This is a genomic window from Hyphomonas neptunium ATCC 15444 (genome assembly GCF_000013025.1).
In the GTDB taxonomy this organism is placed as follows: Bacteria; Pseudomonadota; Alphaproteobacteria; order Caulobacterales; family Hyphomonadaceae; genus Hyphomonas; species Hyphomonas neptunia.
In genome coordinates this window covers 367,510-393,782 of sequence record NC_008358.1, presented here as the reverse complement: position 1 = coordinate 393,782, position 26,273 = coordinate 367,510, and the positions used below count along the sequence as shown (strand labels likewise).

Sequence of the window (26,273 nt, the reverse complement as noted above, 5' to 3'; positions counted from 1 at the left end):
GATCATTGCCGGCCGCGCGCCAACGACGCCGCGACTCGCGAAGGTTTATACTGGTTAATGAATGGTGCTGCGAGCGTTAAGGCGGGGTTAATACTGCTTCCGTCAGGCTGCGTTCAGATCGGCCGGTGTAGGCATTCCCCAGCCTGCAGATAGGTGTTGCAAAGACGCCACACCTACTTAGGTTAAACCGGCCTGCCCTTCAGGAGCTTACCCCGCATGCGCACTCTTATTGCCTGCCTTGCCCTGTCCCTCGCCCTGCCGTTTACCGCAGGGGCGTCCGGCGATGACGCGGAAACCAAAACCGCCGAACTCACCAATGAACAGCTGGCCGATGCCGAGCTGGCCGACATCGACGACATCGTGCGCCTGCCCGGCCAGGGCGCAGGCCAGCCTGACAAGATGGCCCTGCCCGGCGGTAAGGCGGAACGCCTCGTTCCCGGCGGCGTGCTGATCGTCAGCTTCGACGCAAACCGCGACGGCGTGATTTCCCAGGAAGAACTGCGCACCGGCATCACCGCCGCCTACCAGCTGGCCGATGCCAATGGCGATGGCGAGCTGACCGCGCTGGAACAGCAGGCCTGGGCCGCCGGCATGCCCGTGCGCGACGATACCCTCGCCAACCCCGTCCGCTTCGACCCCAATCTCGACCGGATCGTGACCTATGAAGAATTCTACACGGTGATCCTCCAGCTGGCCGCCACCTATCAGGACAGCGCGGGCGACATCGCAATCGCCAGCCTCGCCGCCCCGGAAAAGCCCGAGAAGGAAGACCGGCGCCTCGCCCAGGGCGGTCTCGCCCGCGGCGAACTGCCCCCCGGCGGGCCTCAGCGCTGAGGCCCTGCCCCCGGCGGCTGACTCGGTGGCTGGCCCGGCAGCTGGCTTGACAGGGCGCGCGGTTGCAGGAAACCCGTTGCAGCCATGACCCCCACATCCCCCTCTCCCGATCTGCTCCCCACCTTGCCAGACGTGCGCGGCAAGCTGCTGCGCGGGGCGGAGCTTGCGCCTTATACCTGGTTCCGCGTCGGCGGCCCGGCAGACGCCCTCTTCCTGCCCGCCGATGAGGAAGACCTCGAAGCCTTCCTCAAGGCGCTCGACCCCGCCATCCCTGTCACCCCGCTGGGCGTGGGCTCAAACCTCATCGTCCGTGATGGCGGCATTCCCGGTATCGTCATCCGCCTGATGGGCAAATACTGGGGCGAGATCGAAGCCCTTGACGGCATCACGCTCACCGCCCGCGCCGGCGCGCTCGATCTTGCCGTCGCCAAAGCGGCGGCCGCCAACGGCATCACGGGCCTCGAATTCCTCTCCGGCATTCCCGGCTCGCTGGGCGGGGCCACCCGCACCAATGCCGGCTGCTATGGCAGCGAGCTACGCGACCGCCTCGTCGCCCTGCATGGCTTCCGCCGCGATGGCAGCCGCGTCGCCTATCGCGGCCCCGGCAAGCCCGGCGCCCTGCCCGAGGCCCACTTCTCCTATCGCCATACCGATTTGCCAGACGACCTGATCGTCACCCGCCTCATCCTGGAAGGCACCGGCGCTGGCGACCCCGAAGCGATCAGCGCAGACATCGCCGCCCTTCAGGCCCGCCGCGCGCAAACCCAGCCCATAAAAGAAAAAACCTCCGGCTCCACCTTCGCTAATCCCGACCCTCCGGGCACGCCCGATCAGCGCTCCGCCTGGAAACTGATCGACGCCGCCGGCTGCCGCGGCCTGAAAGTCGGCGGCGCGCAGGTCTCGCCCCTGCATTGCAACTTCCTGATCAACACGGGCGACGCCACCGCCGCCGACCTCGAAGCCCTCGGCGAACTGGTCCGGGCAAGGGTGCTGGAAAATTCAGGCGTGGAACTCCGCTGGGAAGTCCGCCGCATGGGACGTGTGCAGAGGGTCTAGGGGGCGGAGAGCAACCCATCCCGTAGGGCGGGTTAGCCGAAGGCGTAACCCGCCATCTCAATCCCAAACGGTGCGTATCGCTCCACTCAATCCACCCTACGCTTGCTTCTTATTAGAATATGTCACCGTGAGCAGATTCAATTTGGCGCATAAGCGCAGAGATTATGGAAAGCTGATCCAGACAAACATCTGGCGAATCCATTAAATCATACTCATGCCCTTTAGGATTACGCATGGCAGACATCATTCCAGCGGCGATATGTTTAATTCCAACCTGCTCGTTCTCTCCAGATTCGCCTTGGAGCAAGGTGGCTTTAATTATCGTATTCTTCTCGCTGAACGCCTTCATCATTAAGGTAAATCCGGATTCAGATATACCACTAGCTTGCGCAACTCTTCTATCGAAGAACTTGCAGGCCTCAAATGTAGCCTCGGCACAATGACCATCATCAAATAGTTTCCTAACTTTCGGAGGAAATGATTGATGGACGCTCCGGTCTAAAAACGGATGTGATTGTCGGGGCTCTTCGCCAGAAGAAATCTGCTTGGCCGACCGCACCAACTTTTCAAATTTGTCGAGATCCATTGTACGGCTCAGTCAATCAGGTTCTCTCGAATGCTCTTAAATATATTGTCGTAAGTTTCCTTAGTAGAATTCGAAGGAAGAACTACTTCAATTCGGACATTGAGTGACACTGGGGAGCCATTCGGTTTTGCCAACTCGACAGTTGTCTGCTCGGCAACTGTCGTCTTCTTGGCTACCACAGTTGGCTTGGGAGACTTTTTGGGTTTTGAAGTTCCGTTAGATGTTCCTTTATCCTCCACTCCATCCCTCTTTTTCGCGGCAACCGCTAGAGCAACAAAAGTATTTGTCTGCCTACCTCCTACAATTTCGCTAGTCTTGTCCGCCTGCCGGAAAAAACTCGTCAGCTTTCCCTTGTCGAGGTTCCAAGCGACCGCCCCATGTAGATCGAACAATGAAGAGTAGGCTGCTTCAATAAGTTCTGATAACCCTGCTATATACTGCGTATCGTCTGCGTAGAATATCTCTGACTTCTTCGAGTCAGCTTTGCCTGCTTCATCTACGATCCCGATGAACTTCAATACATTGATCAAATAGGATTCATTGTTTGGAGCTAGCTCCAACTGTTTCAACGTATCGGAATCTATAGTCTGAGGCAGTTTCTTACGAAACTGCTCCAAAGCTTGGCCAATAGAGCCTGCTGAAGAGACGTAAGGATATTGGTTCGCCACTTTCCCACCCAACCAAAACTAGAATTGTGAGATAGATGGGAGAGCAAGAACTGTTTTCAATGGGGAATTATTTCATTGATTGGAGCGCTTGCGTTCACAATTGATAGAAAACTAGCAGGGTCTAAGTGAGTTGTCACAAATACCCCCCTCAAAACTTCCCCTTCAATTCCACCGTCACAATCCCCCCGAATGACCGCGAATATTCCTCCGTGCGCGTCAGGGGCCCGTTCCGGTCGCCGTCATAGATGCGGCGCCAGTAGGTGTCTTTCTGGTTGGTGAGGTTGCCGATGGCGATTGTGCCGGTCATGCCGGCGATGTCCTTGTGTTCGAGATAGGCCATCAGGAAGGCCGGCTCGTTGCCGGAAAGTTCAGCCTCTGACAGCTGGTAATAAGGCTCCTGCTTGAAGCCCTCCAGGATCACGCCCCAGGCGATGTTCGTACTCGGAACATCCTGGCGCAGCTCGATATTGTAATCATAAATCAGATGGCCGTTGATCGAGCGGCGGATGCCGGTCACCGGATCGTCCGCCTCGGTATCATAATAGCGGCCCTTGGCGGTGATCTCCGCGCCGGTGAAGCCGAGCTTGGCGAGCTTCAGCGTCGATTCGGTTTCCACCGCATAGGCCGTGGCGCTGGCAATATTGCCCGGCCCCGCGCCCTCGCCAATCGGCACCTGGTCGACCACGTCTTCCAGATCGACATAGATCAGGCGCACGGTGGAGGCGCCCCAGCCCTTGAAATCCTTCTGCGCTTCGAGCGAATAGCGCCAGGACTGGTTGGGCACGATCTCGGCATTGCCGGACTGGCCATTGCCAAGGTCGAGGTTCACCGATGAGATAAAATCATAAAAGTCGAGCTGGCCAACCCGCCGCTCCACCTTGCCGACGAGTTTCAGCGTATCGCTCTGCTGCCAGGAAAGGCTGCCAAAGCCCTTGGGCCGGGTAAATTCGCGCGCATTCTCCGCGTCGCCCGATTGTGTGAGCTCGGAATATTCCATCCCGCCGGAAATCTGCAGGCTGAGCTTGGGTGTCAGCGTGCGCCCATGGGTGAGGATCACCTCGCCGCGGCGCTCCTCCACGCGGGTGTTGGCCAGGTCCAGCGGCACGGGCACCAGCGGCCCGCCGCCATTGGCTTCCTCAAGGCCGGTTTCGGCCTCCAGAAAGTTGAACGCGCCCTCAGCCGAAATCTGCCAGTCGCGCCCCTGCCCCGTTTGCAGGGCATATTCGCTGCGCAGAATGTATTCGCCCTCGTCCACCGTCTGCTCGAAATTGGAGGCATACTGGCCAGACCCATCGAGCCCCGCCATCAGGAAGCGGTCCACGAAGGGGCTGTGCTCATGGCGCGCCAGGCCGATGAATTTCAGCCGGCCCGGCCCCGCGCCGAATTCATAGTCCCCGCCCAGCTCGGCATTCCACTCATCCTCGGCAAAGCGGAACAGGCGCCGCCCCTCTGCCCCGCCCAGCGGATAGGTCTTGGAAATCTGCTTGCCGTCCATCTCCCACACGCCGATCTTGCCATTGAGATTGGCAATCACCCCGCTCGCCGGTTTCCAGCCGAGCGACCCGGAGAGGGAAATGTCGTCGATCACGCGGGTGTAGTCCTCCTCGCGCTGTTCCAGCAGGGCGCCCTGCCCGTCCGCGATCAGCCGCCAGCCAGCGTCTGCCGCCCGCTGGGGCGCGCTGTCGGCCTCAACGCTCCAGCTCAGCGCGCCTTTCGCCCCGGCCAGCGTCAGCGTGCCTTCATTCAGCGAGGGCGGCAGGTTTTCCCGCAGGCGAATCTTGTAGCGCCAGGTGCCATCGGTCGTGCCCTCGCCGTCGGTGATGACGTTGACCACCTTGCCGCTCAGCCCCGGAATATCCAGCTGCGTCCCGTCCAGCACCTCGATGCGCACCACGCGCGCCACCGCGATCCGCCCCAGCGCCGTCTGCGCGCCATTGTCCTTGGCCGACACCCGCTGCCCGTTGATCAGCACATTCCCCCGCGCCTGGCCAAAGCCGCGATTGCCGCTGTCATCGCTCTGGATCGCAAAGCCGGGAATGCGGCGCACCATGTCCAGCGCATTGACCGGGCCATATTGGGCAAAGTCCTCCGCCGCATAAACGGAACGGTCCGTACTGGTATCGTCGGCAATCGCCGCCCCCGTCAATGCAATCGCAGCAAGGCTTCCGAGAAGCAGGGTCTTCAGCAGCATGGGTCAATCTCCGGTTTTTCGCCTGGTCCCCCGAGACAGCCTCCCGCCGCCCGAAATTACCGTTTTTCAGTATCTGTTTGCCGCTTATCAATATTGACCACGGATGTAGTCAAGCACTTTCTTGCAAAGCCCCACATGATATTTCGGTAATCTGCCGCAAAACCGCCCCGCCCCCGCCTGACAGCCGCCCGCCCCTGCGTCTTAAGTCGGTATTCACCACGACACGGCATCAAGGCATGCGAGACGCGGCAGTAGGCCGGCAGGAGGAGATTTCCCATGAAGCGGGACACGAAACGGGTAGCAGTGATTTATGGCGGCTGGTCTTCGGAACGGCCGGTCTCCCTGTCTTCCGGCCAGCAGATGGCCGCCGCCGCCCGCAAGGCCGGCTATGACGTGACCGAGATCGACGTGACCCGTGAACTGGCGAGCCAGCTGGCAGAGGCCGAGCCCGATGTGGTGCTCAACGGGCTTCATGGCCCCTGGGGCGAGGATGGCTGCGTGCAGGGCCTGCTCGAAGTGATGGGCCTGCCCTACTCCCATTCCGGCGTGCTCGCGTCTGCCCTCGCCATGGACAAGCTCAAATCCAAAGCCGTCTATCGCAGCGCCGGTCTCGATGTTGCCGCTGACAAGCGCGTCACCCGCGCAGAGGCCGCCGCCGCCCATGCCCTGCCCCCGCCTTACGTGGTCAAGCCGGTGAACGAAGGCTCCAGCTTCGGCGTGCTGATCGTGCGCGAAGGCGCCAACGGCCCGCCTCACGAGCTGACCGGCCCGAACTGGCGCTATGGCGATTATCTGATGGCGGAAGAATACATCCCCGGCCGCGAGCTGACCGTCGCCGTGCTGGGCGACCGGGCCCTGGCTGTCACGGAAATCACGACCTTAAGGGACTATTACGATTTTGATGCAAAATACGCGGCTGGTGGATCAAGGCATGTGATCCCGGCAGACTTGCCCGCGAAAGTGACGGAGGCGGCGATGGACGCCGCGCTGCTCGCGCACCGGGCGCTTGGCTGTCGCGGCGCTACACGCTCGGACTTCCGCTATGACGAACAGAAGGACCGGCTCGTGATCCTCGAAACCAATACCCAGCCCGGCATGACGCCGACCTCGCTCGTGCCCGAGCAGGCCGCGCATATGGGCATGAGTTTCGAAGACCTCGTCGCCTGGATGATCGAGGACGCCTCATGCCAAAGATAGAGCGTAACCAGACTGTTCCCGGCCGCCGCCGCGCGCCCGCCACCATCATTGACGAGACCACCGGCGAGGAAGTGCGCGTTTCCTCGGTGATTTTCGGCATCGTGATGCTGATCGCCATTCTGGTTGCCACCGCTGCCTGGATGGGCGGGTCGATGTCGCAGATCGGCTCGCGCTTTGGCGGCTTCATGGACGACACCGCCCGCCTTGCCGGCGTCGATGTGCGCTCGGTCTCCGTGATTGGCCTCGAATTGAACCCGGCGCTCGCCGATGAAGTGCGCGCCGCCGCGATGATCGAGCCGGGCGAGAACATGTTCCGCGCAGATCCCTATGTCATCCGCCGCCGCGTTGAAGCCACCAAGAACGTCCTCAACGTCCGTGTACACCGCCTCTGGCCCGGCCAGGTCGTGATCCTCGCCGAGGCCGCTGAACCCGTCGCCCTCTGGCATGATGGACGCGACTGGAAAGTGGTCGATGGCCTCGGCCGCATCCTGCCCGATGCCAAGTCTGAAGATCATGGCCACCTCCTCCGCCTGGCCGGTCTCGGCGCGCCTGAAGCAGCGCCCCAGCTGACGCGCGCGCTGGCCGCTTCGCCCGACATCAACGACCGCGTCGCCGTCGCCACCCGCGTCGGCGAACGCCGCTGGGACATGCGCTTCGTCAGTGGCGTGACGGTTCGCCTGCCCGAAGATGAAGCGCTTGAGCCCGCAATGGACCGCCTCGCCAAGCTGCAGGTGCGCACCGCGCTGACCCAGCGCCCGCTCGACATGATCGACCTGCGCTCGCGCGGCCGTGTCTATCTGCGCGTCTCCGAGGAAGCCAAACTCGCCGCCCCCCTCGCCCCCGCCGGTGAGCGCACCTGATGGCAAACCTCTCGGCAAAACGCCTCGCCCGCCTTCAGAGCCAGCGCGCCGGCACCGTCGCCGCCCTCGACATCGGCTGCTCGAAAACCACCTGTCTCATCGGTCGCCCGGATGGCTCCGGCCCGCGCCGCATTCAGATCCTCGGCGCCGGGCGCCAGCAGACGCGCGGCTATAATGGCAGCGGCATTACCGATATGGACGGCCTGGAGCGCACCATCCGTGTGGCCGTGGAAGACGCCGAACGCGAAGCGGGCGAACCGATCAGCGAAGTCATCCTCGGCGTCAGCGGCCCGCAAGTTGTCTCCTGCCTTGTCGAGGCCCAGATCGAGCCCGGTGGGCGCCCGGTCACGGGGCGCGATGTGCGCCGCCTGCATGCCCAGGCCATTGCCCGTGTGCCGCAGAAGAATTCAGATGTTCTGGCCGCCTGGCCCGTCGTCTACACGATTGACCGCGCCGCCGGCCGCGTGCGCCAGCCCGTCGGCATGATCGCCAACACGCTGCATGTCCGCATGGCGGTAATCACCGCGCCCAGATCCATCGTCCGCAATCTGATCGAATGCGTTGGCCGGGCGCATCTGGGCATCACCAAACTTGTCCCCTCCTCCATCGCCTCGGGCCTTGGCACGCTGATCGAGGACGAGCTTGAGAACGGCACCATCTGTATCGACATGGGCGCCGGGATTACCGCTGTTTCGGTCTTTCTCAATGGCGCGCCCGCCTGGCTCGGCCTCGTGCCGGCCGGTGGCCAGCATGTCACCGCAGACCTTGCCCAGGGCCTGGGAACCACCTTTGCGGCCGCCGAGCGGATCAAAACCATGTTCGGCACCGCAGACCTTGAAGGCCCCGGCCTTGCCGAGCGGGTCGAAGCCGCCCGCCTCGGGGATGACGGCCGCCTGCATGCCACCCGCACCGAGCGCGGCGAGATTGCCCGCATCATTGCGCCGCGCATCGAGGAAACCTTCGAACTGGTCGCTCAGCTTCTGGAAACCAGCGATGTGCGCAAGGTCCTCCCCCACCGCGTCGTGCTGACCGGCGGGGCCAGCCAGCTTCCCGGCATCCGCGAAGTCGCCAGCCGCTATCTGCGCGCGCCCGTGCGCCTCGGCCGGCCGGTGATTGCCGAATTTCTGGGCGAGGCACTGGCAACACCGGCTTTCTCCACAGCGTCGGGCCTGATACTCTATCCGGAGTTGGGGTTTGCAGATGCAGCGCGGGCTGGCGTGGCATCAACAGAGGATACTGCCGGTTCAGGCACTTTGGTGAATACAGCGCTGCGCTGGCTGAAGGAAAATTTCTGAAGAAGTTTCCCTGAAAAGTTTCTCGCGCCATCCACATTCACTTAAGCGTTTTTTAGCCCCCCCACGCGATGGTGGGGGCTCATACGGCCCGGCGGGACGCGAAATTGTGAGAACAGGCGCACGATGACCCAAGAACTCAGACCCAAAATCGTCGTTTTTGGCGTAGGCGGTGCCGGCGGCAACGCCGTCAACAACATGATCGAGGCAAACCTCCAGGGCGTCGAATTTGTCGTCGCCAACACCGACGCGCAGGCCCTCGCCCGCTCGCGCGCCGAGATGCAGCTCCAGCTTGGCCTTGAGACCACTGGCGGTCTCGGCGCTGGCGCGCGTCCTGAAATTGGCGCCCGCGCCGCTGAAGAATCACTCGAGGAAATCCGCCTCCATCTTGAAGGCGCCCATATGGTGTTCATCGCCGCGGGCATGGGCGGGGGCACCGGCACCGGCGCCGCGCCGGTCATCGCACGCGCCGCGCAGGAAATGGGCATCCTCACCATCGCCGTGGTCACCAAGCCGTTCGGCTTTGAAGGCTCCCACCGGATGAAGCTCGCCGAGGAAGGCCTCGCGCGCATCCGCAGCCATGTCGACACGATGATCGTCGTGCCCAACCAGAACCTCTTCCGCATCGCCAACGACCGCACCACCTTTGCGGACGCCTTCCGCATGGCCGATGACGTGCTCTATAACGGCGTGCGCGGCATCACCGATCTCATCGTCATGCCCGGCCTGATCAATCTCGACTTCGCCGACGTCGGCGCCATCATGACCGGCATGGGCACCGCCCTGATGGGCATGGGCGAAGCCACCGGCGAAACCCGCGCCCTCGACGCGGCTCGCGCCGCCATCGACAACCCCCTGCTCGACGATGTCACGATCCGCGGCGCCAAAGGCGTGCTGATCAACATCACCGGCGGCTATGACATGACCCTGTTCGAGCTGGACGAGGCCGCCAACGAAATCCGCCGCGAGGCAGATCCTGAAGCCAACATCATCATCGGCTCGGCCTTCGATACAGAGCTGGAAGGCCGTATCCGCGTCTCCGTGGTGGCTGCCGGTCTCGATGAAGCCGCACGCCGCCTGCCCGCCGCCCAGCCCGCCACCGGCAGCGTGCGCCAGCCCGTCGCCGCCCCGGTCGAGGAAGTCCCCGCCGCAATAGAGGCCGATGCCGGTGTCGAGGAAATGCTCGAAACCCTGGTTGAAGAAACCGTTGCCGAAGACGACAGCGCTGTGCCCGTCGCCGCCAACGCCGAAGATGAAGACCGCCCGGTCGTGATCACGCGCCCTCAGCCTGCCGCCGCCAGGCCGGTGATGGCAGACGCCGAAGCTGTGGCGGACGATGAGCCCGAGGCCGACGCTCCGATGCCCGGCGTCTTCTCAGGCCGCAAGGAAGCGCCTGCCCCGGACCGTCCTGCGCGCGAAACCCCGTCCGCCGGCTTTGCCAACCTCTTCGGCTGGCGCCGCCCGACGCCGCAGGGCCAGAACGACACCAGCGACGTGCCCGCCGTGCCTTCGCAGATCGTCACATCGCCCGAGGACCACCCCAAACCGGCCCCGTTTGACGATGCCGATCTGGAAATCCCCGCCTTCCTGCGCCGGTCCGCCAATAACTGAGCTGACCGCCTGAACAGACCCGACACGCCCGGACCCACCCGTCCGGGCGTGTCCCGTTTTGTCCTGATTTGTCCGCGTTTGTCCGGAATCAGGCGCAGTGTGGCCCTGCGGTGACACGCTTTGTTACACGAATGTCCCTATATTTTACAATGCACTAGCCCGTTCCAGCGTCCCGGATTGTAACAACACGCAATATCGCGTGTTTTGATGCTTTCCCCCAGCATTGCCAAATGGACTCCGAAGGCTGCGCCCCGTGCAGCCGCAATTCAGGTGTCTGGTTTCATGGGCGACATGCAACACACTCTCGCGAAAGCCGTAAGCTGCGCCGGTGTCGGCGTGCACAGCGGCGTGCGCGCCCGCCTGAACCTGCGCCCTGCCCCTGTAAACACAGGGATTGTGTTCCTGCGCACCGATGTCCCCAAAGGCACCGGCACGGTCCTCGCCCATGCCGAGACCGTCAGCGACACCCAGCTCGGCACCACTATCGCCAATGAACATGGCGTCTCTGTCGCGGTCGTCGAACACCTGCTCGCCGCCATCGCGGGCCTCGGCATCGACAACCTCATCGTTGAAATCGACGCCCAGGAAGTCCCCATCATGGACGGCTCCTCTTCGGTCTTCTACGAGCTGATGATGCTCGCCGGCCTCAAGGCCCAGGGCGCCCTGCGCCGCCGCATCCGCGTGCTTGAAAAGGTTGAAGTTATTGACGGCCCCAAGCGCGCCTCGCTCTCACCGGTCGCCGATGACAGCCTCACCATGCGCGCCCGCATCGAATATACCGACCAGACCATCGGCGTTCAGCAGATGGCCCTGCGCCTCGTCCCCGGCAGCTTTGCCCGCGATCTCGCCTTTGCCCGCACCTTCGGCTTCGCCCGCGATGTCGATATGCTGCGCTCCATGGGCCTTGCCCGTGGCGGCTCGCTCGAAAACGCTGTGGTGATCGGCGACGAAGGCATCATGAACCCTGAAGGCCTGCGCGTGGAAGATGAGTTCATCCGCCACAAGATGCTCGACGCTGTGGGCGATTTGATGCTCGCCGGCGCGCCGATTGCCGGAGCCTATGACGCCGTCCAGCCCGGCCACGCGATCAACAACAAGCTGGTGCGCGCCCTGCTGGCCAATCCTTCTGCCTGGTGCTGGGAAGAAGCCGGCAAGCCCGCAGAAGCGGCCGAAAACATCCGCGCCGCCGTTTGATTTCAAGCGCTTGAACGGTTCAGGCCTGGCCGCTGATGCCGCCATTGGCCTGCGGGCGTTGGCCCTCCAGCTCCGCGGACTCGCCCTCGCCACTGCCCGACAATGACCGCATCAATGCCATGAGATGGGTGCGCACACGCTCGTCCTCGATGCGCGAAAAGTTGCGGACCAGCTCAATTACCGCGCGCGAAGAACTCCCCGGCGCGTCGGCCGCTTCGGGCACGCCAAAGAACCAACCGGGCAGAACTTCGAGCACTTCGGCAATCTGCGCCAGACGCCCGGCGCTGATCCGGTTTGCCCCGGTCTCGTATTTCTGGATCTGTTGATAGGAAATGCCGAGCGCATCGGCGACCTGATCCTGCGTCAAACCAAGCAGGATACGCCGGCGGCGCATACGCTCACCGACCTGACGGTCTACCTGATTTGCGTCGCTCAGTTTGATCGGTTTCATGGGATCACCTGACTGTGCCAACGGGTTTCCGGATACCCCTCCACCCGTTTCCGTAGCGGAACAAAGAAGCCTACACCCGTCAGACGTAGAGCACACCTCCAAAAGGGCAAGGGCTTGTCTGCCCCCGCCGCAGTTGCCCAAGATGACAAACGGCCTTGGAAACCGCGCACATTCCGGTCTAATCAAGCTGACGAATTGTTCTGACAGCGCGAGGCCGCACTGCATGCCGAAACTGACGCCCCTTCCCCTCGTGATTCTGGCCGGTGCCCTTCTCATCACCGCCTGCTCCTCCACGCGCCGGAACCCGGAACTCGCCTATGTCGAGCGCCCCGTCGAACAGCTTTACAATCAGGGGACCGACCGGCTCGATCGCCGCGATTATACGCGCGCCAAACTGTTCTTCGAGGAAGTCGAGCGCCAGCACCCCTATTCCGAATGGGCCCGCCGCGCGATGGTCATGTCGGCCTATGCCTCCTATCGCTCGCGCGACTACACCACATCCATCACCGGGGCAGAACGCTATCTCTCGCTTCATCCGGGCGGCTCGGAAGCCGAATACGCCTACTATCTGATAGCGCTGAACCATTTCGACCAGATCACCGATGTTGGCCGCGACCAGGCCACAACCGAAAGCGCGCGTAACGCGCTGCTTGAAGTCATCCGCCGCTATCCTGAAAGCGAATACGCCCGCGATGCGCGCGTGAAGCTGGACATGGTCAACGATCAGCTGGCCGGTAAGGAAATGACCGTCGGCCGCTGGTATCTGCGCTCGAACCAGACCCTCGCCGCGGTCAACCGCTTCCGCAAGGTCGTGACCGATTACCAGACCACCTCCCACTCCGAGGAAGCCCTCCACCGCCTCGTCGAAGCCTATCTGACGCTGGGCCTGCGCGATCAGGCCGTCGTGGCCGGGGCAACGCTCGGTCATAACTATCCGGGCAGCGACTGGTATCAGATGAGCTACCGGCTGCTGACCAATGAAGGGCTGAACCCCGAAGCGGTTGACGAAACCACGCGCCGGACCTTCCTCCAGCGGCTGATCCCCGGCGGCAAATAACCCGCCGGGCCCCTGCCCCTCAGGTCTCCCCGATCAGGGCGAGCCATTCATCTTCCGTCATCACCGCGAGGCCGAGCTGCTCGGCCTTGACGAGCTTTGAGCCTGCGCCCGGCCCGGCAATCACAATATCTGTCTTGGCCGAAACCGTGCCGGCAACCTTCGCGCCCAGCGCGCTCGCCCGTGCCTTGGCCTCGTCGCGCGTCATCTTCTCCAGCGTGCCGGTGAACACCACCGTCTTACCCGTCACCGGGCTGCCGGTCTCGGCGGGGATCTCGTCCTCCACCTCAACCTCTTCCAGCAGCGCGGCCAGCATCTCGCGATTGTGCGGCTCGCCCTCAAACGCCATCAGCGAGCGGGCCGCGGCCTGGCCGATGCCGTCAATGCCGATGAGCTCATTATACGCCTCGCTCTCGATGCCGCCCTCTTCGGCCGCTTTCACCGCCGCCCAGAAGCTCTGCCAGCTGAGGAAACTGCGGGCAAACTGGGCCGAGGTCGTCTGGCCGACATAGCGGATGCCAAGGCCGTTCAGAAACCGCGCGAAGGGCACTTTGCGGCGCGCATCAATCGCGCTGTAAAGCTTCCTGGCAGACTGCGCGCCAAAGCCCTCCCATTCCTCCAGCGGCGGCAGGCCGGCCGCCTCGATATTCTTCTTCAGGCGGAATATATCCTGGGGCGCTTTCACCGCGCCTTTCTCATGGAACAGCAGCACTTGCTTCTCGCCAAGCCCGTCAATATCGAGCGCCTTGCGCGAGACGAAATGCTTGAGCCGCTCGACCGCCTGGGCCGGGCAGATCAGCCCGCCCGTGCAGCGCCGGCGCACATCGGCGCGCCCGGCATCATCAATCTCGCGCACAGCTGCCGAGCCACAGACCGGGCATGTGTCCGGCATCGCCCAGGGCGCACCCTGCCCCGGCTCGACCACGCGGAGCACCTGCGGGATGACATCGCCCGCCCGCTGAATCTCAACCTTGTCTCCGGGCTTGACGCCGAGGCGCGCGATTTCGTCTTCATTATGCAGTGTGGCGTTTGAGACCACGACACCGCCCACCGTCACCGGCTCCAGCCGCGCCACCGGCGTCAGCGACCCTGTCCGCCCCACCTGAATGTCGATGCCCAGCAGCGTTGTGACCGCCTTCTCGGCCGGAAACTTGTGCGCAATAGCCCAGCGCGGCGCGCGGCTGACAAAGCCCAGCCGCTGCTGCCAGTCCAGCCGGTCGACCTTATAGACCACCCCGTCAATATCGTATTCGAGGCTCGCCCGTTCCGCCTCGATCTCCTGATAATAGGAGAGAACTTCCTCTACCGTCTTGATACGGATCATGCGGGAATTGGTGACAAAACCCCAATCGGCAAACGCCTTAACAGCCTCAAACTGGGTCTGCGCAAAAGGCTCGCTCGCCGCCGCCCAGGCATAGGCGAAAAAGCGCAAAGGCCGCGATTTGGTAATCTCGACATCCAGCTGGCGCAGGCTCCCGGCGGCCGCATTGCGCGGATTGGCAAACACCTTCCGCCCGGCCTCTGCCTCGCGCGCGTTGAGATCGGCAAAGGCAGATTTCGCCATATAGACCTCGCCGCGCACCTCGATCCGCTCCGGCCAGCCCTTGCCTTTCAGCTTCACCGGAATGTCGCCCAGCGTGCGGGCGTTCGCGGTCACGTCCTCACCGGTCTGGCCATCGCCGCGCGTTGCCGCGCGCATCAGTTTTCCGTTTTCATAGGTCAGGCTCAGCGACAGCCCGTCGATCTTGGGTTCTGCGGTAAAGGCGAGCGTTTCCTCCGGCGCCAGCCCCAGAAACCGCCGGATGCGAACCGCGAAGTCTGCGACGTCTTCATCCGTGAACGCATTGTCGAGCGAAAGCATCGGCGCGCTGTGACGCGCCTTGGCAAAGCCGTCTCCGGCTTCGGCGCCCACCCGGTCGGTCGGCGAATCCTCGCGCTTCAGCGCCGGAAAGCGCGCCTCGATGGCGAGGTTGCGCTGGCGCAGCGCGTCATAGTCAGCGTCGGTCAGCTCGGGCGCATCATTCTGGTAATAGGCCGCGTCAGCGTCCGCAATTGCCCGCGCGAGCCGCTCCAGTTCTGCCGCCGCTTCCGCTTCGCTCAGCGCCTCGACTGGTTTGTCCCCGCTCATGCATCCTCCATCAACCTCCCTGCCGCAGCGCGCGCCTCATCGGTGACTTCGGCGCCGGACAGCATGCGGGCAATCTCTTCCCGCCGCTCGCACGCATCTAGCAAGGTGAGATGGGTCTCGCCAGCCTCGGCGCGCTTTTCCACGAGCAAATGCCCATCCGCCGCCGCCGCCACCTGCGGGCTGTGGGTGACGGCAAACACCTGCCGGGTCCGCGCCAGATGCTCAAACCGCTCGCCAATCGCCGCCGCCACCGCCCCGCCCACGCCCTGATCGGCCTCGTCAAAGATCAGCGTGCCGGCGCTGCCGGCTTCGGCAAGCGCACATTTCAGCGCCAGCGACACCCGCGCCAGCTCCCCGCCCGAGGCCACCTTGCGCAATTGGCCAAAGCCCGCCCCCGGATTGGTTTCGGCCTCAAACTCCACCCGTTCTGCGCCGGCCGCGCCCGCTTCAGCCTCACCCAGCGGCGTAAAAGCCACCCGGATCGTGGCCCGGCCCAGCTTCAGGGGTTTGAGCTCGGCCGCTATCGCCTTCTCCAGCCGCCCGGCCGCACCCCGGCGCGCTTCGCTCAGCCGGTGGGCCGCGCCATGCCAGCGCGCCCGCGCCGCGCTTTCGGCCGCTTCTGCCTTCTTCAGATCGCTGTCGCCTGCTTCGGCCAGATTGAGCCGCGCGCGCAAGGCCTCGAGCCGAGCAGGCAGCAGCTCTGCCTCCCCGCCATATTTCCGCGCCGCCGCGCGCAGCGCAAAGAGGCGCGCCTCAACCGCATCAAGATCGCCAGACGCTTCGGGCAATGCCGAAAGCCGCGCCACAGCAAGCTCTGCCTCGCGCACTTCAATCAGCGCCCGCTCAATTGCTTCGGCTGCGGCCCGCGCCGTTTGCGCCAGCGTGCCCTCCCCGGTGTCAAAGCCCGGTAGCCGGCAGATGCGCTCTGCCGCCCGCGCCGCCTTGCCGAGCGCCGCCTCCGAGCCGCCCTTGGCAAGCGCGTCTTCAGCTTCCGACACCGCTTCCTGAACGCGTTCGGCCTGCATCAGCCGCATACGTTCCTCTGCCAGCCTTTCGGCCTCACCCGCCTGCGGCGCCAGGCGCTCCAGCTCCTCCACCGACGCTTCCAGCCATTCGCGCGCTTCCCGCGCGGCGGCCTGCTCGGCTTTCAGGGTTTCCCGCGCCGCCCGCGCCGCGTCCAGCGCCTGCCAGGCGCCAGCGCATTCGGCCAGCAGCGCGTCATTGCCCGCAAACTGATCCAGCAGCCGGCGATGGGACGAGGGCCGCATCAGGCTGGAAGCGGCATGCTGGCCATGGATTTCCACCAGCAGGTCGCCCGCTTCGGCCAGAAGCGCCGCGCTGACGGGCTGGTCATTGATAAATCCCCGCGCAGAGCCCTGCGTGCGGACCACGCGCTTCAAGGTCAGCGTGTCGCCCGCCTCCGCGCCCACGCCGTGCGCCTTCAGCAACGCCCACACCGGATGCCCGGCCCCGGCCTCGAACTCGGCCGCCACGCTCGCCTGATCGGCGCCCACACGGATAAAGCCGCGATCTGCCGGCCCGCCCAGGGCCAGCGCAATCGCGTCCAGAATGATCGATTTCCCTGCGCCGGTTTCCCCGGTCAGGGCGGTGAAGCCTTCTCCCGGCGAAAGATCGAGCCGGGAGATAAGCACGAATTCACGGATAGAGATGGAGAGCAGCATAAGGGGCACATAGCATGAGAACAAAATAGGAACAACTGGATTCAATTCCGAATCATGGGCTTGCGCAGAAACACGGCTTGGCCCCATCCTCTGCCTCAAGGCCCCGAGGGGAGACGCAATCAGGAGGCGGGGTGACTTTCGGGCACGCGCAGATCATCAAGGTCCTGAAATGGGCAGGGCTGACTTTGGCGGCGCTGCTGATCCTGTGCTTCTGGTATCTCGGCGCTGCCTGGCTTTCGGAGAAACTGGCGTCTGGCGGGCGCCCGCAACTCGCAGACGCCGCCACGCCCGCCACCTACCTCTGCCAGGCGCCCTTCCATACCGACATTGCGATCCCCCTTTATGATCCGCTGTTCGACTGGTCGGAGGAGCTGAAAGACGAGTTGCCCGCCTGGTTGCCGCCAAACACCTATGTCCTGTTTGGCTGGGGCGACTCGGTCTTTTTCACCCGCGTGCTCCAGCCTGAGGACATGACAGCCGGCCGCGTGCTCAGCGCGCTGGCCGGCATGAACGACACCGCCGTGCGGATCGTGCCGGTCGATGGCGGGTCGGTAGACGAGTTCTGCGAGCCGATCCCGGTCGATAATGAAGGGCGCGGCGCCATAATCGACCATATCCGCGACACCTTCGAACGCGACAGCGACGGCCAGTTCAGCGTTATCCCCACACCGGTACCGGGCGAAATCCTCGTCCATGCGACGGGGCGCTACAGCATGTTCAACACCTGCAATCAGTGGACCGCTGCGGCGCTGGGCAAGGCGGGCCTCCCCCGCTCCCTCTTCGCGCCCTTTGCATGGAACGTTACGTCACCCTTGCGAAAGGCCGAGGAGACGCGTACCGAGGAGGTAACACTAGTCGAATAGAATAATGTGGGAGGAGAGAATATGATTGGTCCCAATGGCCGCCCGTGTCCGGAATGGTTTGCAAAGCCTCAGCTCGGCATCTTCATTCACTGGGGCATGTTCACCATCCCCGCCTGGGCGCCGCGCGGCCGCGCCATCCACGAGCTTCACGGCGACGACTATTATATGAGCGCGGTGATGACCCCCTATTCGGAATGGTATGACAACGCTGTCCGGGTCGAAGGCAGCGAAACCCGCAAGCGCCACAAAGAGCTTTACGGCGACAAGCCGTATGCGGAATTCCGCCCGGAATTCGACGCCCTCTCCCAGAAGTTCGACGCCAATGAATGGGCCGATTTCTTCGTCGAGTGCGGCGCCACCCATTGCGTCTTCGTCACCAAACACCATGACGGCTACTGCCTCTGGCCAACCGAAATTGAAAACCCCCACCGCCCCGGCTGGCACAGCGAGCGTGACTTTGTCGGCGAGCTGGCAGACGCCGTGCGCGCCCGTGGCCTGCGCTTCGGCCTCTATTATTCCGGCGGCCTCGACTGGACCTTCCGCGACACGCCCATCGCCAATATGGGCGACATGTTTGCCGCCGTGCCGACCGAGGAAGATTACCGCCAATACGCCCTCGCCCAGGCCAAGGAGCTGATAGACCGTTACAAACCATCGATCTTCTGGAACGACATCTGCTGGCCCAATGCTGCGGATGTGCCCGTCCTGCTCGACTATTATTATAAAGCCGTGCCCGACGGCGTTACCAACGACCGCTGGTTTGCATCGGAAGACTTCTTCAACGCCCTGCGCGATCCGGCCACCCTCAAGGGCTTCAACGACACGATGAAGGAACGCTCCGCAGGCGGACAGCAGGAAGAAACCCCTGCCCCCTTTGCCGATTATCGCTGCGTCGAGTTTGGCCTGGGCGTCGTGCCCAAAGAACATAAATGGGAAGCCTGCCGCGGGCTCGGCCTCGGCTTTGGCTACAACTCAGCGGAAATCCCGGAAGACTATATGTCGAGCGAGGAAGTGATTGATCTCTATAAGCACGTCACCTCGAAACGCGGCAACCTGCTGATCAATATCGGCCCGCTCGCCGACGGCTCGATCCCGGACCTCCAGAAAGTGCCGCTGCGCGCGCTGGGGCAACACCTCAAATCCTGATCCCGGCGTCCTCCCGGACTTCAGCCTGGACCTCACAACGCCTCCGATGACATCATCGGAGGCGTCTTTTTTAAGGCTTGCCCTTATCCGGCCCGCTCCACCACATCGGCCACCGGACGTCGCCGGGCGCCATGGCGGCCCTTGAAGCGCACCTTCTCCCCAACACGCGGCGCCCGCGCGGCCCCCTCCAGAAGATCAGGCATCGCAAAGCGCACCGGGCTTTTCACCCGGTCGCACCGGATAAAGCCGACCGCCCGGTAACGGTCGAGATGGATCACATTGCCGGAAACCCACTCTTCCGGGTCGAGGTTAGGACCGCGCGCGCAGGGCGTGCCTTCGGCGGCCGGTTCAGCAGCCGTCAACTCAGAAGCGGCCGGCGCATGCCCCGCCTCAACGGCTGCCCGCTTCCGCCGCCCCCCTACGAACAGGCGCGCGGCCAGCACCATCAGCGCGAACACGATCACCCCCGCGCCGAGCTCGACCACCAGCACGCGCGTATCTTCACTCCAGGCCGCGGGCAAAAGTCCCGTCACCGGCGTCAACAATGTTTGAATATCCAAGTCTGCCTCCCTCAAGCAGACTCAGGATTAGACCGGCCCCTCCGCCGCCTGAAGATGGAACGGGGCTTTCCCTGCCCAGAAAAGCGGCGCTGCCTCAAATTCGGGCACACGCCGCCTTCAGCCATTCCTTGACCTCGCCGTCGAGCTTGCGGCCAAGAACCTTCATCACGCGCTTGTGGTAATCGTTCACCCATTTGCGCTCGTCTTTGGAGAGCATCTTGATGTCGATCAGGTCCCGCGCGAGCGGGGCAAAGGTCAGGCATTCAAAGCCGTGCATCGCAATCTCGCCGCCCAGAATATCCTCCGCAGGCGTTACATATTGCAGATTCTCGATCCGGATGCCGTATTCGCCGGCCTTGTAGAAGCCCGGCTCGTTGGACACGATCATCCCCGGCATCAGCGGCACCGCGTTCCACGGCTTGGCGATCCGGTGGGGACCTTCATGCACGCCCAGATATACGCCCACGCCGTGGCCGGTGCCGTGCTGATAGTCCAGCCCGGCCTGCCAGAGGGCATGGCGCGCCAGCACATCAAGATGCGTGCCCGTAGTGCCGGGCGGAAAGCGCACCGCGGCGAGCGCAATATGCCCCTTCAGCACGCGGGTATAGTTGGCGCGCATTTCGTCCGTCGCCTCGCCGATCGGCACCGTCCGGGTCACGTCCGTTGTCCCGTCCAGATACTGCCCGCCCGAATCGATCAGGAACAGCGAGCCCCGCTCCAGCTTGCGGTCAGACGCGGTCGAGACACGGTAATGGGGCAGCGCGCCATGGGGCCCTGCGCCGGAGATTGACGGGAAGGACAGATCGGTCATCGAGCCGAGTTCCTCACGGAACGCTTCCAGCTTCATCACCGCTTCGATCTCGGTCACCTCCCCGCTCTGGGCTGCCGTATCCAGCCAGTGGAGAAACCGGGTCAGCGCAATGCCGTCGCGTGCGTGCGCCGCCGTCGTGCCCTTGATTTCCGCGTCATTCTTGCAGGCGCGCGGGATCGCCACGGGGTCGCGCTGGCGCAGCACCCGTGCCCCGGCTGCCTTCAGCTCGTCAAAAAACCAGGACGATGCCACATCCGGGTCAAGGCTCACCGTCTTGCCGGCCAGGCCTTTCAGCCCCTCGTCCAGCTTGCTCAGAGGACGGAGGGTCACCCTGTTGCCCAGATGCCGGCGCAGCGCCGCGTCGGTCTTTTCCTCATCAATGAACAGCTCTGCCGAACCGTCCGCATTGAGAATGGCCCGGCCCAGCGGCAGCGGCGTACAGCTCACATCTCCGCCCCGGATATTGAACGCCCAGGCCAGCGAGGCCGGCGAGGTCAAGACGGCAGCATCCGCCCCGTCGCGCGCCAGCTGCGCGCCGACCGCTTCCAGCTTGTCGGTATGGGCAACGCCGGCATGCTTCACCGCATGGGGCACCACCTTCGCCATCGGCTGGGGCGGGCGATCCTGCCAGGCCGCATCGATTGGGTTTTCCTCAACCGACACCAGCTCGGCCCCGGCCTTTGCCGCCGCCGCGGCCAGCGCGGCCACATCATTCGGGCTCATCAGGCGCGCGTCATAGCCCACCCGTTTGCCCTTGAGCGCCTGCTGGGCCAGCCAGCCGAACGCACCGGGATCGGGAATGCCCACCACCTCAAACAGCGCCGGATCGGTCTGGTCGGCGGCCTGCAGCGTATAGCGCCCGTCGGCAAACAGCACCGCCGTGTCCAGGAACACAAACGCCGAGCCAAACGAGCCGGTGAAACCGGTCGCCCAGGCCAGACGCTCATTCGCGTCGGGCAGGTATTCGTTCTGATACTCGTCGTCATGGGGCACGTAGAGGCCATCAAGGCCCTGGCGCTCGAGCTGGCGGCGAAGAAGCGGAAGATGGGTACGGCCGTCCTGCGGCCCGCCCTTGATGTCAAATGTCTGTCTCATGCCCCTTCATAGCGCCATCTGACGCCGCCGGGAAGCAAGCGAGCTATGCAAATGCGCATGGAAAAATGTCACTTTCCATACTGTTTTGTTTAGCTCGCACCCTATATACGCCGCACACAGACATTGCTGCGCCGCAGCAAAATAAGCATTAACAAGGTATTAACATGAAAACGGAAATTAACCTCTCGCCCGCCGCCGATATGGTGATCGAGAATGTCCAGCGCCCGGCAATGGACACCCAGCCTGCACGCACCGCCGGTCAGGAAACTGCCCGCGACGCTCTGGTCCGCCTCAACATCCTGGCTCGCCGCCAGGAACGCTGGGATCGCCGCGCCGCGCGCGCCTGATCTGCCCCCCATCTACTGCCTTTCCATCTCTCCCCCTCAGGAAAGGCAGCTGAGATCGCCCGGATGCGTCCCCTCCCCCAAAGCGCCGGTGCGATCCCCTCCTCGCCCATCCCCTCAAAGGGATGGGCCGGAGGGTAAATCTTCCCGAAAACCTCAGTCTTTCTTCCGGAACACCAGGCTCGACCATCCGTCGCGCTTGATGCGCTTCTGGAACAGCATGCCGTGGCCTTCAAACGCGGCGCGCACGGGCTCGGCCTGATGGTGCAGCAAGCCTGACAGGATGATTACCGCGCCCGGCGCCGACAGCCGCTCAATCTCGCCGGCAAGGCCGATCAGCGGCTTCATCAGGATATTGGCAAACACCGTATCATACGGCCCCGCCTGCCGGATCGCCGGGTTATTGGCCCCGCGCACATGATGCACGAAGAAGCGGCTGACATGGTTCTTCCGGGCATTGTCGCGCGCCACGAACACCGAGTCCCGGTCGATGTCGGTGCCCACCGCCATCTCGGCGCCCACTTTCAAAGCCGCAATCGCCAGCACGCCCGAACCAGTTCCCAGATCCAACACCCGGCCAGGCTTGCGGTGGCGCCGCGCCTCGGCCAGCGCCAGCAGGCAGCCCAGCGTCGTGCCATGATGGCCCGTACCGAAAGCCGGCCCCGCTTCGATCAGCACAGAGATTTTCCCCGGCGAGGAAGCTTTCAGCGCATGACTGCCCACCACAACGAACGGCCCGGCATTTACCGGCGGCAGCCCTTCAAGCGACAGGGTCACCCAGTCGCGTTCGACAATCTCCTCGATCCGCGCCGTCAGCTCCGGGGCGGCCTCCTCGATGATGGCGACGCATTCTTCTGCCTCTTCCATCGTCTCGCAGAAGGCGTCGAGCCGCCACGCGCCGCGCGCGTCTTCCTTGGCATCGACTGCGCCTGCGGGCGAAGGGTCTACCCAGGCCAGCGCGTCCCATGCCGTTTCTACTGGCCCCCGCGGGCCTTTTGCCGTGATCTGATACATGGACGCGGCGCTTAGCAGGCTGCCCCGCGAATGGGAAGCGGTCTGGCAGACCAATACGGCACTCAGTGCCCGAACGGCCTAACAAAGTTTAACACAACCTCTGCGAGCCCAAGGCGTTGTTACAGTACAAGCAACACCAAAGGAGGCTTCAATGCCCACCACCACTGGCCACACCACCGCAATTCCCGCCAGCCGCACCATCGGCACATCCGTTTACAACACCGCCGGCGACAAGATCGGCAAGGTCGAAGACGTGATGCTGGACAAGACGGACAACTCCATCCTTTACGCCGTTGTCGGCTTCGGCGGCTTCCTCGGCATGGGTGAAAAGTATCACCCCGTCCCATGGTCGACCCTCGACTACAGCAAAGACAAGGACGGCTATGTCGTGCCTTTCACCAAGGACCAGCTCGAGAAAGCGCCTGCGCATTCGATCGAAGAGCTGACCAAGAATGACGGCCATGCAGCCCGCGACGCCGCCTATTCTTACTACAAGGTCCAGCCTTACTGGCTCTGATCCCCGGCCAGAAGATCTGGATTGAGGGCGGTGGCTTCGGCCACCGCCTTTTCCATGCGCCAGGGTCCATGCGCCAGGAGCACCCCAAAATAATTACCGTTTTTCGATAAATATCTCTGGAACCCGCCCCGAATGTTCCTATATGATAATCGATAAGACGTAGAGGAGCCGCCCCATGGCCTACACCACACAAGACATGATCCTGATCGAGCAGCGCGCCGCCAATGAAAAGAAAAGCGCCGGCGCCGCTTATCTCCTCTGGTTCTTCCTGGGCTGGCTCTCTGCGCACCGCTTCTATCTCGGCAAGCCGGTTACAGCCGTGCTGCAGATCATCAGCTACTTCTTCCTCATCGGCTTCGTCTGGTGGGTGGTGGACCTCTTCCTCATCCCCCCGATCATCGAGCAGAAGATGGACGCCGCCCGCGCCGACGCCGCCGACGCCCTCCGCCGCGGCCGCTACGCTTACTGACGCCGCTGTCCTCCTCCCGCAGCCGCGCCCAAAGCCCCGGAGCCACGCTCCGGGGCTTTTTCAGGTCAACCGATCACGGACCTTCCACCTGCACAGAGTAGATGTCTTCACTGACATCTGCTTCCGACAGAATAACCGTCGTTTCCCCGTCTTCTGACAGGAAGACCCAGCTGGCCCTTGCCCGCGCGGCGCTGTCTGTCGGCGGACCAACGACAGACACGGTGGTCATCTCCTGCAAATCGCTATCCCGGAAGTAGCCGACGAAACCGGTCGGCGCGCCCGTGGTATATCCGATTGCCCACAGGCCTGCTTCAACGGAATGATCTGCCGCGTTCGCGATTGTACCGGGCGGAAGGTTGTCGATCAGATTCATGTCCGTATCGGGATCATCAGAAGAAACATACCTCTCGCCCGCAACGGTCAGGAAGCTCTCGCCGTCTTCGCTGAACCAGAAGGTTCCACCAATGAACACCGGCCCCAGATCCCAGGCGGCCCTTATAAAGGCGGCCGGCATTCCGGAAACATCCCATTTGTGGAAGGTGCCCGGTGAGAGCCCACCATCAGGCGTGTAGACCCAACGCCCATTGGGATGCAGGCGCAGCGGCGGCAGCCCAAAGGGCTCCACGGAACTGAGAACTACATCATTTGCAAAATCAACTGATGTAAGAGTACGAACATTTCCAAGAATTTGGACTAAATGCGCGTGATTACGCGCATCAAGCACGACATCTCCCTGACCACCGGAATGCTCCTGTGTGTCGGCAACGGTGCCGGTTTCCAGATCCACCAGCGATACCAGTCCAGGGTGAGATACTGCCAATGAGCGCCCATCGGGCGCAAGGCCAATACTTTCGGCCACGCGCGGCAATGGAACACGCTGCTCGGCAAACCCGTCAATGGAGAGCAATACCAGTTCCGGCCGGTCCTGAAGTATGTAAGCCAAAGTATTCAGTGATTTGGAATACTCCGCATCGATTACAAACCCTGACAGGCGGTTGACCAACGGGTCTGCAGGAGCGGCCACATGAACGGTTGCCGTTTTAGGCTGGCTGGATTTTTCGCCATCGCTCGCGGTTACATCGAACACATATGTTCCACTTTCCGCAGGGGTGAAGCTCAACACAGGTGACCGCATTCCGGCAGGCGCAACTGGGCTCAACCCAGGTTGGGAGACAAGGCGCCATACATAAGACAGCGACTGCCCCTCCGGATCGTAGCTTCGACTGGCATCAAGGACGATTTCCTCACCGGTCCGGCCTGCGGAGTATTTCTGCAGAGCCACGACCGGCGCATAATCCAAATCGCCGGGAGAAACAGATCGTGTGCTCAAAAGATAGTACGCCTGCGGATCTCCCGCATCGTCCTGCGCCAACACATGAAGGGTGTCGTCCGCGCTGCTGGTCCAGATGGCCTTGGCCAGGAGCTGTTGACCACCGGGGCCAGGCGCGACCGGCAAATCTATCACATCCAGCAATCGCGCCATAACGGGATCATAAATCCTGATCTCTCGGGCGACGTCGGCGTTGGCTTGATAAAGCACATACCAAAGGCCGGTATTGAGGCTCTGAACCGCGTCCACGATTGGCCCTGGCTGATCAGGATAATCGACTTGAATGTCCGGCAGTGTCGCAACATATGTCATGTCTGTGGAGGGGTCGTCCGTCGCCCGCACAATCACACCGCACCCGGTAAGTATCTGGGAACCGTCGGCGGACATCCAGAGCTTTCCGCAGAACGGAAGATCTCCATGATAAGGCGAGTCATAGGCGAGGCTTGCACTTCCTGTGCCTATGTTTATGCGGCCAATGTCCGAGGGCGAAACATCTTGCATCGCATAATATGCCTTGCCGCCTGATGGATGTATTTTTACTTGCGTGCCAGAGTAAAGAAAACCGCCACTGAATTCCTGAGTTGTTCCGTTTACAGAATTTATAGACAGTATGTTCGCCCAGTATGAAACGCCGGGAAGCAGATGCGCTACACCGCCATTGTCGATAAACATGCCGTCGATGGCCCACGCCGTGTCATATGTGGCAAGAACGGCAAATGCCGTGAGATCTATGAAGGTCAGAGACCCATCATGCGCGGCGGCCGCAAATTCGCCATTGGGAGAGACCGCAATACCCGTGGCCGCCGATGGCAAGGACATCAACGCCAATTCGTTACCGCCTTGATCACGCACGGCAAGTGTGCGTCCGGAAACCGTAACGACTTTTCCGCCGCCTGGCTGAATGGCAACATGTTCAAAGGGCGTGTTCAGTGTTCGCATCGAAAAGAGCGAAACCAGAATGGGTCCCAGATCCGTAGACTGCGTCTCATATCCATCGCTTACCGTCAGACGGAACCGGTATTCCCCCTCCACGTCGAATTGCAGCGGGACAACTGCGCCCGAATAAGAGGCCAGAACCCCCGAAGAGGCAGGCGCGCCTGTGAGGGTCCAGGAATAGGTCAACGCATGCCCGTTGGGATCGCTCGACCCTGTCGCGTCCAGCAAGACTTCATCGGCGATAGCCGGCATCATGGAGGACGCCTCCGCAACCGCCTCTGGCGCATCATTATAAAGTACGAGTTCAACAGTGTCGGCCGATGAGCCGCCCTGCGGATCGGTCACATTCAATTCTATGCGGTAACGGCCAGGCACCTCCGCCCG

At 62.9% G+C, this 26,273-nt stretch carries 23 protein-coding genes; 13 read left to right on the top strand and 10 right to left on the bottom strand.

Translation table 11 applies throughout. From position 1 onward, the window contains the following. Positions 1–216: 216 nt before the first annotated feature. Positions 217–834, top strand: a complete 618-nt coding sequence (locus tag HNE_RS01995; RefSeq protein ID WP_011645428.1) for a hypothetical protein — start codon at positions 217–219, stop codon at positions 832–834. 84 nt (positions 835–918) lie between these two features. Beyond that, a complete protein-coding gene (murB, locus tag HNE_RS01990) occupies positions 919–1,890 on the top strand; it encodes a UDP-N-acetylmuramate dehydrogenase (protein ID WP_011645427.1) in 972 nt (323 codons plus the stop codon). A 112-nt stretch (positions 1,891–2,002) separates the two neighbouring features. Here murB and HNE_RS01985 read toward each other — a convergent pair whose 3' ends face one another. From HNE_RS01985 to HNE_RS01975, 3 genes are all read right to left on the bottom strand, one after another. Further along, positions 2,003–2,476: a TIGR02391 family protein gene (locus tag HNE_RS01985; protein ID WP_011645426.1), complete on the bottom strand. Its 474-nt coding sequence runs from the start codon at positions 2,474–2,476 to the stop codon at positions 2,003–2,005. 8 nt (positions 2,477–2,484) lie between these two features. Continuing rightward, positions 2,485–3,144: a DUF5343 domain-containing protein gene (locus tag HNE_RS01980; protein ID WP_148205783.1), complete on the bottom strand. Its 660-nt coding sequence runs from the start codon at positions 3,142–3,144 to the stop codon at positions 2,485–2,487. A 148-nt stretch (positions 3,145–3,292) separates the two neighbouring features. Next, positions 3,293–5,335 (bottom strand): TonB-dependent receptor plug domain-containing protein, encoded by a 2,043-nt coding sequence (locus HNE_RS01975; protein WP_011645424.1) that lies wholly within the window; start codon positions 5,333–5,335, stop codon positions 3,293–3,295. Positions 5,336–5,611: 276 nt separating this feature from the next. Here HNE_RS01975 and HNE_RS01970 point away from each other — a divergent pair, with 276 nt between their 5' ends. The 5 genes from HNE_RS01970 to lpxC all read left to right on the top strand — a co-directional run bounded on the left by HNE_RS01970 (position 5,612) and on the right by lpxC (position 11,489). Continuing rightward, on the top strand, positions 5,612–6,532 hold the full coding sequence (locus HNE_RS01970; protein ID WP_011645423.1) for a D-alanine--D-alanine ligase: 921 nt from the start codon (positions 5,612–5,614) through the stop codon (positions 6,530–6,532). Next, complete coding sequence (locus tag HNE_RS01965) at positions 6,520–7,392, top strand: cell division protein FtsQ/DivIB (RefSeq protein WP_011645422.1); 873 nt, start codon at positions 6,520–6,522, stop codon at positions 7,390–7,392. The genes HNE_RS01970 and HNE_RS01965 overlap by 13 nt, the downstream gene beginning before the upstream one ends. Continuing rightward, the gene (gene ftsA / locus HNE_RS01960) at positions 7,392–8,687 is read left to right on the top strand and encodes a cell division protein FtsA (protein ID WP_011645421.1); all 1,296 of its coding nucleotides are present in this window, start codon (positions 7,392–7,394) and stop codon (positions 8,685–8,687) included. Before HNE_RS01965 ends, ftsA begins: the two co-directional genes overlap by 1 nt. A 123-nt stretch (positions 8,688–8,810) precedes the next feature. Further along, positions 8,811–10,295, top strand: coding sequence for a cell division protein FtsZ (gene ftsZ / locus HNE_RS01955; protein WP_011645420.1), 1,485 nt, complete (start codon positions 8,811–8,813; stop codon positions 10,293–10,295). Between the two features lie 291 nt (positions 10,296–10,586). Beyond that, positions 10,587–11,489 carry a UDP-3-O-acyl-N-acetylglucosamine deacetylase gene (gene lpxC / locus HNE_RS01950; protein WP_035590890.1) on the top strand — a complete coding sequence of 301 codons (903 nt, stop codon included), beginning with the start codon at positions 10,587–10,589 and terminating at the stop codon, positions 11,487–11,489. Between the two features lie 19 nt (positions 11,490–11,508). Here the strand turns inward: lpxC and HNE_RS01945 are convergent, their stop codons facing one another. Further along, entirely contained in the window at positions 11,509–11,940 is a 432-nt protein-coding gene (locus HNE_RS01945; RefSeq protein ID WP_011645418.1) for a helix-turn-helix domain-containing protein, read from the bottom strand. 223 nt (positions 11,941–12,163) lie between these two features. Here HNE_RS01945 and HNE_RS01940 point away from each other — a divergent pair, with 223 nt between their 5' ends. Continuing rightward, positions 12,164–12,997 carry an outer membrane protein assembly factor BamD gene (locus tag HNE_RS01940; protein WP_011645417.1) on the top strand — a complete coding sequence of 278 codons (834 nt, stop codon included), beginning with the start codon at positions 12,164–12,166 and terminating at the stop codon, positions 12,995–12,997. Between the two features lie 19 nt (positions 12,998–13,016). Here the strand turns inward: HNE_RS01940 and ligA are convergent, their stop codons facing one another. Together ligA and HNE_RS01930 are read right to left on the bottom strand one after the other, a co-directional pair. Then, complete coding sequence (gene ligA, locus HNE_RS01935; RefSeq protein ID WP_011645416.1) at positions 13,017–15,122, bottom strand: NAD-dependent DNA ligase LigA; 2,106 nt, start codon at positions 15,120–15,122, stop codon at positions 13,017–13,019. After that, the gene (locus HNE_RS01930; protein WP_035590884.1) at positions 15,119–16,804 is read right to left on the bottom strand and encodes a DNA repair protein RecN; all 1,686 of its coding nucleotides are present in this window, start codon (positions 16,802–16,804) and stop codon (positions 15,119–15,121) included. Before HNE_RS01930 ends, ligA begins: the two co-directional genes overlap by 4 nt. Positions 16,805–16,935: 131 nt before the next feature. Between HNE_RS01930 and HNE_RS01925 the strand changes: the two genes are divergently transcribed. After that, positions 16,936–17,667, top strand: a complete 732-nt coding sequence (locus HNE_RS01925; RefSeq protein ID WP_011645414.1) for a DUF2459 domain-containing protein — start codon at positions 16,936–16,938, stop codon at positions 17,665–17,667. Between the two features lie 21 nt (positions 17,668–17,688). Further along, a complete protein-coding gene (locus HNE_RS01920; RefSeq protein WP_011645413.1) occupies positions 17,689–18,813 on the top strand; it encodes an alpha-L-fucosidase in 1,125 nt (374 codons plus the stop codon). Positions 18,814–18,896: 83 nt separating this feature from the next. Here HNE_RS01920 and HNE_RS01915 read toward each other — a convergent pair whose 3' ends face one another. Both HNE_RS01915 and HNE_RS01910 read right to left on the bottom strand, forming a co-directional pair. Continuing rightward, on the bottom strand, positions 18,897–19,373 hold the full coding sequence (locus HNE_RS01915; protein WP_035590799.1) for a hypothetical protein: 477 nt from the start codon (positions 19,371–19,373) through the stop codon (positions 18,897–18,899). Positions 19,374–19,467: 94 nt separating this feature from the next. Beyond that, complete coding sequence (locus HNE_RS01910; RefSeq protein WP_011645411.1) at positions 19,468–21,279, bottom strand: aminopeptidase P family protein; 1,812 nt, start codon at positions 21,277–21,279, stop codon at positions 19,468–19,470. A 164-nt stretch (positions 21,280–21,443) separates the two neighbouring features. Between HNE_RS01910 and HNE_RS01905 the strand changes: the two genes are divergently transcribed. After that, positions 21,444–21,626 carry a hypothetical protein gene (locus tag HNE_RS01905; protein WP_035590796.1) on the top strand — a complete coding sequence of 61 codons (183 nt, stop codon included), beginning with the start codon at positions 21,444–21,446 and terminating at the stop codon, positions 21,624–21,626. Between the two features lie 153 nt (positions 21,627–21,779). On the opposite strand, the gene HNE_RS01900 is transcribed toward HNE_RS01905, so the two are convergent. After that, a complete protein-coding gene (locus HNE_RS01900; protein WP_011645409.1) occupies positions 21,780–22,637 on the bottom strand; it encodes a 50S ribosomal protein L11 methyltransferase in 858 nt (285 codons plus the stop codon). 151 nt (positions 22,638–22,788) lie between these two features. Here HNE_RS01900 and HNE_RS01895 point away from each other — a divergent pair, with 151 nt between their 5' ends. Both HNE_RS01895 and HNE_RS01890 read left to right on the top strand, forming a co-directional pair. Further along, positions 22,789–23,154: a PRC-barrel domain-containing protein gene (locus tag HNE_RS01895; RefSeq protein WP_011645408.1), complete on the top strand. Its 366-nt coding sequence runs from the start codon at positions 22,789–22,791 to the stop codon at positions 23,152–23,154. Between the two features lie 175 nt (positions 23,155–23,329). Further along, the gene (locus HNE_RS01890; RefSeq protein ID WP_049754992.1) at positions 23,330–23,623 is read left to right on the top strand and encodes a TM2 domain-containing protein; all 294 of its coding nucleotides are present in this window, start codon (positions 23,330–23,332) and stop codon (positions 23,621–23,623) included. 73 nt (positions 23,624–23,696) lie between these two features. Here HNE_RS01890 and HNE_RS01885 read toward each other — a convergent pair whose 3' ends face one another. Then, positions 23,697–26,234, bottom strand: a complete 2,538-nt coding sequence (locus HNE_RS01885) for a PKD domain-containing protein (RefSeq protein WP_324602989.1) — start codon at positions 26,232–26,234, stop codon at positions 23,697–23,699. Between the last annotated feature and the right edge of the window lie 39 nt (positions 26,235–26,273).